We start from the raw sequence: 10,824 nt of genomic DNA on the forward strand, positions 1-10,824 counted from the left end.
CATGCTGAGACCCGACCTCGTTGCCCTCACAGATCAGGGATTGATCCAGCTTTCCAACGCGGGACTTGTAAAGCGTGCCTTGCGCGAGCTGGAGGCGGGAGCCGTTCCCGAGATGGAAGAGACAAACGACGCGATCATTGCGCGATTTGCCGATGGTACCTCGACACGTCTGTCTTCTGGGCAAACCTTGGCCGACGCCTCTTGCAGTTGTCCGTCCTCCGGCATGTGCAGGCACCGTGTGATGCTCGCTGTCGCCTATCGCGCGCGTCATGCGGCAGCGGATGCAGCGGACGCATCTGAGCCGGATTGGAACCCCGCCTCATTTGATACCCAGCAGGTCGCGGATAGCCTCTCCGCATCCGCAAAGGCGGAGCTATCCCAGCTTCTGCGGTCGCGTCATCCCGTGCGACTGGAATATGGAAAGACACCAACCGCCTATCTGCCGATGGCCAGCGTGCGCTTTCTGGTTCCCGGTGATCTTTCCTACGCGCGTTGTGACTGTGAAATTGGCATGCATTGTGCGCATGTTGGCATGGCTGTGCGTGCCTTTCAGGCAGCCGAAAGCACGTCGCAAACCGTTATCGGAGGCGCTTCAGAAAACGGTGCGAGCATCGATATCATGCCGCTGCGCATTACCTGTGATGCGGTTATAGAGAGGCTGCTCGAGACCGGCGTCGTTGCCGGTCCTGAAGCCCACGCGCAGACGATCGAAGCTGCCCGTCGGAGTGCGCAGCAAGCGAATGCCGTCCAGCTTTTGCTGGTTCTGGAAGCGCTGGAAGAGCAGATTTCGGACTATGACAATCGTAGTGCCCGACATGACGAACGCGTGGTTTTACAACTTGTTGCCGGGCTTTTCGCGCGTACGCGGGCTAAGGATAGCGTTTCCGCGCTGGGTTTGGGAGAACCCTTCGAGACGCCGATGGGCAAAACGCGTCTGGTCTCTCTGGGCGCCAGACTGCGCCAGGAGGGCACCGATATACGTGCATCCGTCTTGCTTGCGGATAGCGATACGGGCGCGACCATGCTGATGGAAAAGCCGTTCTCACCTCTACCCACCCAAGACGCGCGCGGCTTTGTCGCCTCGCTTCCCACACGGCAGATGTCGGTCGGCATGCCCGTGAGTGGCTTGGGGCGAGGGCAAGTCCTGACGAGTGTTGCCCGTCGCCGTGCCGACGGAATGTTGACGCTGGGGCGCGGATCTGGTGGCCGAAGCCAGCTCATGCCGCGTGATGCGCTGTTCAACTTTCCCCAACCGCTGGCGGCGACCAGCGCGGATAGGGTGGCAGCTGAGTTGAGCCACCGGCAAATCTCGCTGCTGCGCCCGCACCGGCGCTTCGACACACTCCACGTCTTCGATATAGGCGAAGTCATCGGCCAGTCCTGGGCACCCGGACGTCAACTGTGGGAGGCTGGCGCTCATCTTGCAAATGATGGCGGCAAGCTATGGTTCGAACGCCCATTCGATGCTGCGGCACCGGCGGCACCCGGTATTCTTGCTATGGCATTCGAGGGTAAATGGGGCCCGTTAAGACAGGTGGCCGGTACCGTGCGTCTGGAGGGCGACGCTGTCGTCTGTGAACCGTGGTCCATTTCGGCAGATCGCTTCATCGTGCCAGACCTTGAGGCAGACGAAAGCGATCACACGGTGGCTGCAATCGCGACATCTGCGCCACGTGACATTCTCGATGAGGCGGAAGACTTGCTGAGCGGCATGCTGCATGCGGGCCAGCGATCACAAAAAACGATACAAGCTTTGGCTCCGGTCCTATCGGCCCGGCTACGCGAAAAAGGCTATCGCCAGGCATCGGAACACATCAATCGTGACAGCAAAATCACCACGCTGAATGTCGAGCCTTTCTGCAAAGCGGCGATATGGCTCCTTGCACTGCGCGAAAGCCGAAATGCAGAAAATGCATGAGACATCCGTTCACCATATATAGGCGCTGCGGTGCCGCTCATCTCACCCGGTCAAGCCGCTCCAGCAGCGTTTCGATCGTCTCGGAAACCGGTAACTCAGGTGGATGATCCAGCTTCGTGCGCTGACGATAGGAAGGACTCGTAGAATACCAATCGATCAGGGCAGACGCGACTTCGGTGGCTCTATCATCGGTTTTCTCGATATTATTTTCTTCGCACCAAGCGATGTGAAACCGATCTATCTCTTCTAGATCGTCCGATGACAACACGGGTAGCGCGGCGTTGGGAGAGTGAGTGTCCATTTTATACCGGGATTAGGTGGTTTCTGGTCGTCGGATAACAACAGTTGCTGAACCAATTTGTTCCAGTTGAACGTGTTGCACATTCCCGTGACACGCAGAAAACGCAGTTTCTCGTCGGAGCCAGCACGTTTTCTTCTTCAAATAGCGGCGCCCATCAGCGATTGCTGGTTAGGCGAACGGTAATTCGGCGAGATGAAATTCGTGGAAGCGAAATGACGTGGGTGATCTAACAAAACCTTTTCTGGCATCGTTTATTTTTACAATCAACACGTCACTCAGTTACCCTAATGACTTTGAAAATCTTGGTTTTATTTAGGAATAGGATGCGTCATGATTACAGCCAGCTCATCAGATAAAAAACTTTACGAATCTTATGAGGAATTTGTCCAAGAAGTACACGCAACCCGCAAAGATGTAGAGATTTGGGACAAAGTTGCCACTAAAGTAGATAGCTTCATCGGTTACTCTAACCCTGGTTTTTACGCATCTTACGAAGCAATCATGAATCAATATGATTTTTTGATCGGTTGTATTGAGGGTAAGCGAACCATGGCTTGCGACCGAACTCACCCACGCTCGCAAACTAGCCGCTAGTTCATCCACTGTCGTCATTAATGGCAAGCCTGCCGGTCGTATCGGCGACGCGATCGATTGGAACGGCGAAGCTTCGGCCCTGATTTAAGCGCCTACAGAAAATCATCGAAGTTGAGGTTTGTGATGAATTTTGATCGTTTTGGGTTAAACAAAGAGTTCTGCGAGGAACGAGGTTACAAAATTTTTTTCGGAACTGACTGGCTTGATGATCCTGAATACGAAGCATTGGAAAAATTTTCTCGCGGGAGTATTTTATTCCTTTTTGTTGCGGATTCTAAAACTGGTCCGATTTCAGTCGATTCCTTCGACAGTGCCGTTAAGCTGGAAAGTGATTTTGTCGATGTTGATAAGATCATAAAAATACATGACTATGCCGTCGTATATGTCAGCGACGATCGCGACATATTTCTTGTTGCTGCAGCAGAAGACAAGCTCTCAAAACTGGTCGATGATGTCGTGAGCGCAGGCGGCAAGACCTACTCGTCGCTTGTGAAAAGCGGTACGGCTCTACCTAAAAAACAAGTTAAAGAGTTTTTTGACTATTGGGCTCCTTTGAATTTTGAGCTCAGCTAAAGTCGACCAACGATGCGCACCCGCAATCCCGCGCGATTTCCGTTGAAATCCCAATTCCAGATCGTACCGCCGCTGCGAGTCTCGAAATGCCACTTCGTTACGCGGCCAGACCGTCCGCCTTGGCTCGTCGATACCACTCGTCGCATGTGACCTAAGGCCTAGCGCCCGCCGGTTTCCCTGTCCTTCTTCGCCTGATCGTGATGCCACTTGATGGCGTAGAACATCCCTACGCCCAGCACGAGAAGCTTGAGCGGCAAGAGAACTATGGGGAACCAATCGACCCAATCGGGATCCATCATTTGAACACTTCCAGGCTATCGCTCGACACTGTCTGTCGTCAGATAGCGCTACGCCCAAACTGCGACGTCAACAATCTGTCGTTTTGCCGCAGCCCGGGCCGCAAACTGACCTCGCCTTCGCGCGGCGCACCCGGTAAGCGTTCCCCTCGCGGGAGGCGACCCAATCCTAACCTGCGGCCACAATCTTGTGCCGGTCCATCCGGTCTCGAAGTGCAGCAACAACGGCGTGCAGAAACTCGTCGCGCCGAAGACCCGATGTTGCCAAAAGTGCCTTTTCCAGCCGGTCGTGAATCTTGCTCATGAACCCGACATGGTCAAAACTGTGAGCAGAAATATTGACCTCGACCTCTTCCATATAGTGAGCAAGATGCGGGCCCAGCTCCAGATTTGCATCCGTTTGGTAATGGGCCGCCATTCGCTCTGCAAGTGTTCCCATCTGTACGTGGGGGCCATACGTCTCACTCATTCCTTCTCCTTTTCTAACCTGCGCAAATTACATAGGCAGAGTAACGTATAAGCACGAGATATTTCCTCTGCCATCGCGAAAACGTTATCTTGGCCTAACCGCATGCCAACGCTTTGTTGCCGGGCAATAAGCGCCGATTGCTGGCTGCGACAGAAAACCAGCCAACCGCCATGGATCATAACGCCGGACTCGGCTAGTACAGATCATCAGCAGTATCGTGGTGAAACGCATGGCAGGATCATTGGAAGCAAGGCCGCTTTTCGGCATCGGGCTGGCGGCCATGGGCTACTCCTGTTTTGCTCTTCAGGATGCGCTCGTCAAATGGCTTGTCGAAAGCTACGAGGTTCCGCAAATCCTCTTCGTGCGAAGCGCCGTCATTGTCCTGATCACCGGCTTACTGGCACATCGCTACCGCCACCCGTCCATCCTCAAGAGCAAATACCGCGGCACCGTCGTCATTCGCGCAGCCCTCATGCTCACCGCATGGATGCTGTTCTACAGCTCCGCGCGATATCTGGGGCTGGCGGAACTCACCACGCTCTATTTCTCCGCACCCATCATGGTCATGGTCCTCTCCATCTTTGTGCTGAAGGAGAAAGTCGGCGCAGGCCGCTGGATAGCCTGCGCAGTCGGTTTCATCGGCGTCGTCGTGGCTGCCAATCCGGCCAACTCGCCAAACTGGCTTCCCGCAACACTGTGCATCATCGCAGGTTTCTGCTGGGCGTGGAGCACCATCCTCATTCGCCTCGTCAGCAAAAGCGAAACGACATTGACGCAGATGTATGCCACCAGCGCACTGTTCGGCATCGCCTGCGCACTGTCCTTGCCATGGCTATGGAAAAACCCGGATGCGCAAGGGTGGCTTCTCATGATCGCGGTCGGGCTAGTTTCGACGTTAGGGCAATATCTTCTCTATGAAGGCTTCAGACACGCGCCCGCCTCATCACTCGCGCCAGTGGAATACACCGGCCTGATCTGGGCCTTCATCTATGGTTACGCCATCTGGACGGAAATACCGACAATCAACGTCTTCATCGGCGCAATCCTCATCGTCGCAGCCAGCCTCGTTCTCGTCGGGTGGGAACGGCGGAATATGAGGACCGCAAAGGAGCGGATTAGCTGATTTCTGCGAAGGAGATGCTAACTCGCGGCAACCGATATTAGAGCCTCAACGGTCCCAATACCTATTCTGTTATCAGCTTCGTTAGCCGCTTCTCCAGCAACGCAATCAATGGGTTCAGATTGTCGGCAAGGAAACCTGCCTCTGCTGCCGCGTACCATTCCCGTTGGTCCTCAGCGCGAAGATCGAGGTCATAGCCAGCGTTCTCGGCAATCATTTGCAAGAACAATCGCTGCACACGCCCATTACCCTCTATAAATGGGTGCGCCGCATTTATTTCGTTGATGAACCTCCCGGCCTTCTCCGCAAACTGTCGTTTTTCAAGCCCACAATAGTAGTTCGAGCTTTTCAGGTGCTCGAATTGTTTCTCAACCCATGAAGCTATGTATGCAGGCTTGGCGAAAGCGGCATTCGGGTTCCTGCTCGTCGTGTAAGTTCGCTCCATCCCTGCCCATTCGTAGATATCCTGAAAGAGATGGCGGTGAAGCGCTTTCAGGCCATTATACGAAAGCTCCATGGCCTGCGGAGGAATGGTCTTCACCCTTATCGCAACGATCTGCGCTTAAAACCGGCTGAGGTTTTCCCAGTTTCTCGCATCTAATAAATTGATTGGCACCCTTGATTCAGGGCCGGGATACATATATCGCTCGTAAATAGCCTTTTCGTTCACGCAACTCTTCGCTTTAAATAAAAAACGCCCCCAAAATGAGAGCGTTCACAATATCTGTAGACGTATATTAAGCGGCAGCGCGATTGCGTTGTTTTGCCATTTGCACGAGTCGAGCAATCTGCTCATCATCAGCAACACCGGCCGCATTCCATCCTTCAACCAAAGCGGCGAGCGCATCATCCTTCTGAACACCCTCAATCGCATTGTTGGCGTGCATCTGGTCGACGCGCCATGCAACACATTTGTTTCCATGTGAGGAAAACCGGTTCATGCTTGGTGTCTCCACTGCTTCTAACAGGCCGATTTCAACGCAATTCGCGCTTACAACGTTGCAGCCACTAAGGCGCGCAAACTGTCTCGTGTCCTAATGTATACCGTTATATCTGCTTAATGCGTGTACTCGACATAGGCAGTTCAAACATTGCCCCACCCTGCACAAGCTCGGACTGAGCCTCTATCTTTTGCCACAGCGCCAAAATGCGCTCCATCTGTTTCACGAGCGGAGACTTATAAAGCCCTTTTGAAAGAAAGAAACCGACGAGATGTGACGCGCGAAAAGCATTATACTCGGCTTTGTTGCGAGTAATCCGGCGATCCCCTGAGAGAACCACCCACCTGCCTTCGGCGCTTAGCTCTCGAATCCATTGCAAGTCTGTCACGCCGGGTCCGTACCGCTCCCGAACGTGAATGATGTCGTGTTTTCCATTGAACAAAGCATCGAGAGAGCGAGCAAGCGCAGGAGGAAGATTTTCATCTACCAAAACCTTCAAGCTGCCCTCTTTAACTCGTTTTCGAATTGCACCGCATCACGCACAACAGAAACCGGCACATCGTATATCCGCGCCACGTCTTCCACGGAGCCCTCCGCCTCAACCGCTTGAGCAAGCGCTATTGTCGGAACCCCGAACTCTGACGCGATAGGCTGGCCGAAAGACCGGCCTGGATCAATCACAATTGATTTTTTGCCGTTGAATGGCCGCCAACGTGCAACAGCATCATCTTCAATGTCGAGGTCTTTAAATGTTCGGTCGATAACCTGCTTGAAGACATATTGCTTCTTTTTCAGGTCCAGCATCTTGTTGTCACCAACCCGCTCAATGCTTTCCAGAAAAATCGTGCGCCCGTCCGTCTGGAAACGCTGCGTTGAAAACGGGCGGTCATCCCCAGCGCAATCCCGCGCATATTCAAGGCAGTTGCGAATGGCCAGCAAACCTACACCCGCATCCAGAAATGCTTTAACGAAGCGCAACTCAATCAAGTCGCGGAAGCCTATTTCAAGGTGTTCTTCAACGTTGGTATGCTGTGCCGTCCACAGCGGTGGAACCTGCCGCACAGCATCGTCACGCTTGTATGTGTAGCCTCGCAGCCAACGGTTGATGTTAAGAGGAGCTGTTTTCAACAGGCGAGCAGCCTCCGGCGCGGTGTACGAGCCGACGCCGATTGTGTCCGAATCCAGAGCGCGAGTTTGCAGTGAGGTCATGGTTGTAAGGTAGCTGTAAATTGCGCTGCTGCAAGATGGATTTTTTGTGTCGTATCCGGTTTCGAAGCGTAGGGGGCATTTGTGAATGGTGTGTTGCACTTTATTGACTGGTCGTGTGTTTAAGCGATGGTGGTGGTGAGCCCAGAGAGAGCGCCGACCATCGGTTAAGAGGCTTAGAAGCCGTTTTATCTTTGCATTTCATGGGATCGTTTCGCAATCGTCGTGATAATTGATGGATTAGGAAGCCTAATAGCTTCTTCCACGAAAGAAGATATCAATAGGGAGACCTCTATCATCCTTTAGGACAGCAATCTGAACTAAGCCTCGTGATAGGGCCTGTAGTACAGCAGACCTAGCATTAGGATGCAACTTTACAATCCTCCCTGATGGCCCAACTTCACCGAAACCGCGAGACGGCACTGGGGTTACGAAACGAGTATATCGCATGTAATCAGTGCGTGATGCATTTACGCTTTCTTTCGAGCTCGCCGACTTCATGAGAAAGCTTAGGTAAAAAGCAGCTAAACTGAAGCCGATGGCTATTGCTGTGGCTGCGTCGAGATGTAGCTGGAGAGTAGAAATATCGAGTAGTGGTTCAGCCTTGTGCGCTGCGGAGTGCCGCATGCTGGCAAGTTCATCAAAGTCGGTCTTTAGATCTGGGCGGCTGCCGCCAAGGGCTTGAACGATAGAGCCCAAGTATGGCCAGTTCGCATCACTGGCTAACGACTTAGTAAAGCCGGATATGTCGTCAGCGTATAAGTTGGATCCCTTATAGTTAAATCCAGCTCCTGAATGCTCGCGAGGATTTGTATTGAATTTGCTCATCCTAAGTATTTCAGTTTCCGCATATGACAAAATCTGCTGATCATTCCAATTCTTGTTAAGTTTGATCTGGTTTTCGACGCCAGAAAGGGCGTTTACAATAAGTATCTTGCGTAAGCTCGTGGAGAAGTCTTGATAATTAAGCCTGGATGTCGTCAGTTCGCGAATGGTATCTCGTGCAGAGGTGTTTATGTGGTCCTCTAGCGCCACGAACAGGGTTATTCCAAACCCTGACCTAATCATGTTGCCTAGCACAAACTCGCGAGTGCCTGGCATGCCCGCGCCCACGACAACTGGAGTTGTGAGTTCGCGCTTTAGAAAATTCACGCGCTCAAAAAACTTCGAGGAGTAAAACATCATGCGCCTAGTTTGGTCAGCAGCTTTCTGACTTCGGATATGCGATGTTTTACGCGGCTTGGTGTGTTAGTAGAGGTACGAGTTGCTTCCAGAAAGCGATCATCAGAAAAAAGATTATGCATTTCAGCTACAACTTCGGCTTTCCTATTGGCTACGCGATTAAGTGTTGCGTCTGGCAGCGACTTGATTGCGACCATCTGAGCATCGAATATTGAAGCGATTGGCTGATCTCTCCAACTCGCGTTTTCCGCCCGATGGAAAGCATGCTCCCCCCAGAATTGCTCGCAAAAGTAGATTGATCTATTAAAATCGCTTTCAAGTTGCGTTAACCATTGTCCTTCTCGGTTTTGGTTGTCCTTCATGAAGCTGTCGAGTTCTACGGACAGGTCACCCGAAAAAGTCTCGTAGTCGTTAGTCAAAGTAAAGAATCTCAGAACATATTCGACATCAACCATCTTCCGCCAATTTTGGCTACTATCGTCTTTGATTTTCAATTGCTTCCGCAGAAACTCATTTTCTGAAAGCTTGAACATCAAATCATTTAGAGGACCTCGGAATGCGACATTACGTATTTCTTGATTAAGTAGTTTTTCTCCGCCTCTATTGAGTCGTAGAAAAACCTCGTATTTCAGCTGAGGATCAGTCTGCTTTAAAAGCGTTATTACACGGATGTAAGGTCTCAGTTTGAAAGCGTTCTGGATTTCCTCCGGCAGGTCGGAGAACGTCAAACCATTCGCTTCGGTGAAGCTCTCCAATTCGCTCAGTTTGAGCCGCCCATGGATAAAGTTGCCGATGGCGTTTAGCCTCTGCTTTCCATCAATTGCGGTGTATGTGCCGCTCCTCTCCTCGGCTAAGTAGATCGGAGGTACTGGAACATTCAGCAAAAAGCTTTCGATCAATGCTGACTGGTCTTTTTTCGTCCATCTTTCCCTTCGCTGAAAAGTTGGCTGTAAGTCTATAGATTTTGCTTCGACCATTCCCGCGAGCGTGGCCAAGGGCAGGTCAGCCGATTGAATTACAAGTTGGGACTGGGCGCTCTCAAACCGCTTCCCGACGATATCTTTAATTTGATTTGTCACGTCACCATCCATTCCAGTTGATGGTAGTTAACTACCATACTGTTGTTGCCACATACTTAAAAAACATACTGGCTGGCGCACCAAGCTATCTTGCGATCCCTGTTTTAAGCAGTCTGCTGAAAACTGAGAATTTTTGCGAGGGGGTATTTAAATCATTTCACGAAGGAGCTTCCCCCATGGGACGTTGGAGGTGAGATGGTGTCCAATTCTTTTCTGATAATGCGTATGGTTTCTTTACTGCTCTTAGCCGGGACTAGGGAGGCATAAGGAGGGGTACTGGGGTGTGTCCTCATCGGTATGCCTTTATGGACGCAGGCCATGGTGCTCAATCATTTGACCGTTGGGATCGAACAGTTTTTTCGTACACCGTATCCTTTGGGCACGGTTTGCTAGCCAACATTTACGGGGTTTCAAAAATTCACAACTTTGGAGCAAAAATCCGCCGGTCTATAATAGGAAAATATTCATATTTTGATTTACGGCGAGATATTTTTCCTTTATAGTGTTTGAAGTCGCGTTCTCGTGCTGGCAGCCCCAGGCGAAGAAGGTGGCGGGTTTTGTTTTGATGGTACTCAGGCATCTAAGCTGAACTCGATACATGAAATGCGCGCTGCGCAGGCGGAATAACCCGTTGGTGACCCTATGGGCAGAACGGGCTTTCTTATTGCGCGTCGATGTATTTCGAGCATGGCTGAGTTTGGAATGCGAATAGTGGCAGAGAAGTAGGAAGACGAGGAAGATTAGATTTCAGCCTGGCGTGCGGGCCCGGATGCTGGCTGGAAATGCGGTTTGATAGTTGGGGGCGCTGAGAGGTGCCACACATATACAGTTACGAGGTAGCTTTCAGCGCCCCGTTGAAATGGCTTGTTTAGCTCATGGTTGGACGAGCAACGAATGGTGATGACGCGAGCTCAATGAGTTGCGTGAACGAACAGGTGTGTCTTGTTGAAGGAAAGAGGTGAGATCGACGGATAGAACGCAAAGATATAAATCACTAAATTCGCGATACTGCATATATAGAAATATATATTTGCAGATCGAATTGGCGCGTTAATATATAAATTTTCTGCGATCGAACATGTAGACAGTCTGGATAAGTGCGCGTATTTTTGGGCAGAAACCAGCGGAAAAGCTCGGAATCGACT

The 10,824-nt window shown here is 51.6% G+C and carries 13 protein-coding genes; 4 read left to right on the forward strand and 9 right to left on the reverse strand.

The features are described from left to right. Nucleotide 1: 1 nt before the first annotated feature. A complete protein-coding gene (locus tag HRR99_RS22145) occupies nt 2–1,918 on the forward strand; it encodes a hypothetical protein (protein WP_233124916.1) in 1,917 nt (638 codons plus the stop codon). 37 nt (nt 1,919–1,955) lie between these two features. Here HRR99_RS22145 and HRR99_RS22150 read toward each other — a convergent pair whose 3' ends face one another. Beyond that, nucleotides 1,956–2,219, reverse strand: a complete 264-nt coding sequence (locus HRR99_RS22150) for a hypothetical protein (protein WP_233124917.1) — start codon at nt 2,217–2,219, stop codon at nt 1,956–1,958. 330 nt (nt 2,220–2,549) lie between these two features. Between HRR99_RS22150 and HRR99_RS22155 the strand changes: the two genes are divergently transcribed. Further along, the gene (locus HRR99_RS22155) at nt 2,550–2,813 is read left to right on the forward strand and encodes a hypothetical protein (protein ID WP_233124918.1); all 264 of its coding nucleotides are present in this window, start codon (nt 2,550–2,552) and stop codon (nt 2,811–2,813) included. Nucleotides 2,814–2,936: 123 nt separating this feature from the next. Further along, a complete protein-coding gene (locus HRR99_RS22160) occupies nt 2,937–3,386 on the forward strand; it encodes a hypothetical protein (RefSeq protein WP_233124919.1) in 450 nt (149 codons plus the stop codon). Nucleotides 3,387–3,544: 158 nt separating this feature from the next. Here HRR99_RS22160 and HRR99_RS22165 read toward each other — a convergent pair whose 3' ends face one another. Together HRR99_RS22165 and HRR99_RS22170 are read right to left on the reverse strand one after the other, a co-directional pair. After that, a complete protein-coding gene (locus HRR99_RS22165) occupies nt 3,545–3,685 on the reverse strand; it encodes a hypothetical protein (RefSeq protein ID WP_112501476.1) in 141 nt (46 codons plus the stop codon). Between the two features lie 166 nt (nt 3,686–3,851). Next, the gene (locus HRR99_RS22170) at nt 3,852–4,151 is read right to left on the reverse strand and encodes a hypothetical protein (protein WP_233124920.1); all 300 of its coding nucleotides are present in this window, start codon (nt 4,149–4,151) and stop codon (nt 3,852–3,854) included. Between the two features lie 229 nt (nt 4,152–4,380). Here HRR99_RS22170 and HRR99_RS22175 point away from each other — a divergent pair, with 229 nt between their 5' ends. Further along, entirely contained in the window at nt 4,381–5,274 is an 894-nt protein-coding gene (locus HRR99_RS22175) for a DMT family transporter (protein ID WP_233124921.1), read from the forward strand. 61 nt (nt 5,275–5,335) lie between these two features. Here the strand turns inward: HRR99_RS22175 and HRR99_RS22180 are convergent, their stop codons facing one another. The 6 genes from HRR99_RS22180 to HRR99_RS22205 form a co-directional block, all read right to left on the reverse strand. Next, nucleotides 5,336–5,812: a Fic/DOC family protein gene (locus tag HRR99_RS22180; RefSeq protein WP_233124922.1), complete on the reverse strand. Its 477-nt coding sequence runs from the start codon at nt 5,810–5,812 to the stop codon at nt 5,336–5,338. Between the two features lie 196 nt (nt 5,813–6,008). Next, nucleotides 6,009–6,212 (reverse strand): hypothetical protein, encoded by a 204-nt coding sequence (locus HRR99_RS22185; protein ID WP_233124923.1) that lies wholly within the window; start codon nt 6,210–6,212, stop codon nt 6,009–6,011. 106 nt (nt 6,213–6,318) lie between these two features. After that, nucleotides 6,319–6,711 (reverse strand): DUF5615 family PIN-like protein, encoded by a 393-nt coding sequence (locus HRR99_RS22190; protein ID WP_233124924.1) that lies wholly within the window; start codon nt 6,709–6,711, stop codon nt 6,319–6,321. Beyond that, a complete protein-coding gene (locus tag HRR99_RS22195; protein ID WP_233124925.1) occupies nt 6,708–7,421 on the reverse strand; it encodes a hypothetical protein in 714 nt (237 codons plus the stop codon). Before HRR99_RS22195 ends, HRR99_RS22190 begins: the two co-directional genes overlap by 4 nt. A 246-nt stretch (nt 7,422–7,667) precedes the next feature. Further along, the gene (locus tag HRR99_RS22200; protein ID WP_233124926.1) at nt 7,668–8,603 is read right to left on the reverse strand and encodes a hypothetical protein; all 936 of its coding nucleotides are present in this window, start codon (nt 8,601–8,603) and stop codon (nt 7,668–7,670) included. Continuing rightward, nucleotides 8,600–9,679 (reverse strand): DUF262 domain-containing protein, encoded by a 1,080-nt coding sequence (locus HRR99_RS22205; RefSeq protein ID WP_233124927.1) that lies wholly within the window; start codon nt 9,677–9,679, stop codon nt 8,600–8,602. Before HRR99_RS22205 ends, HRR99_RS22200 begins: the two co-directional genes overlap by 4 nt. Nucleotides 9,680–10,824 lie beyond the last annotated feature (1,145 nt).

The organism is Agrobacterium vaccinii (assembly GCF_021310995.1).
GTDB lineage: Bacteria > Pseudomonadota > Alphaproteobacteria > Rhizobiales > Rhizobiaceae > Agrobacterium > Agrobacterium vaccinii.

What these genes read in the sequence shown, in the direction of transcription:
- HRR99_RS22145 (WP_233124916.1), top strand. Translation starts at nt 2, where the DNA reads ATGCTGAGACCCGACCTCGTTGCCCTCACAGATCAGGGATTGATCCAG.
- HRR99_RS22150 (WP_233124917.1), bottom strand. Translation starts at nt 2,219, where the DNA reads ATGGACACTCACTCTCCCAACGCCGCGCTACCCGTGTTGTCATCGGAC.
- HRR99_RS22155 (WP_233124918.1), top strand. Translation starts at nt 2,550, where the DNA reads ATGATTACAGCCAGCTCATCAGATAAAAAACTTTACGAATCTTATGAG.
- HRR99_RS22160 (WP_233124919.1), top strand. Translation starts at nt 2,937, where the DNA reads ATGAATTTTGATCGTTTTGGGTTAAACAAAGAGTTCTGCGAGGAACGA.
- HRR99_RS22165 (WP_112501476.1), bottom strand. Translation starts at nt 3,685, where the DNA reads ATGATGGATCCCGATTGGGTCGATTGGTTCCCCATAGTTCTCTTGCCG.
- HRR99_RS22170 (WP_233124920.1), bottom strand. Translation starts at nt 4,151, where the DNA reads ATGAGTGAGACGTATGGCCCCCACGTACAGATGGGAACACTTGCAGAG.
- HRR99_RS22175 (WP_233124921.1), top strand. Translation starts at nt 4,381, where the DNA reads ATGGCAGGATCATTGGAAGCAAGGCCGCTTTTCGGCATCGGGCTGGCG.
- HRR99_RS22185 (WP_233124923.1), bottom strand. Translation starts at nt 6,212, where the DNA reads ATGAACCGGTTTTCCTCACATGGAAACAAATGTGTTGCATGGCGCGTC.
- HRR99_RS22195 (WP_233124925.1), bottom strand. Translation starts at nt 7,421, where the DNA reads ATGACCTCACTGCAAACTCGCGCTCTGGATTCGGACACAATCGGCGTC.
- HRR99_RS22200 (WP_233124926.1), bottom strand. Translation starts at nt 8,603, where the DNA reads ATGATGTTTTACTCCTCGAAGTTTTTTGAGCGCGTGAATTTTCTAAAG.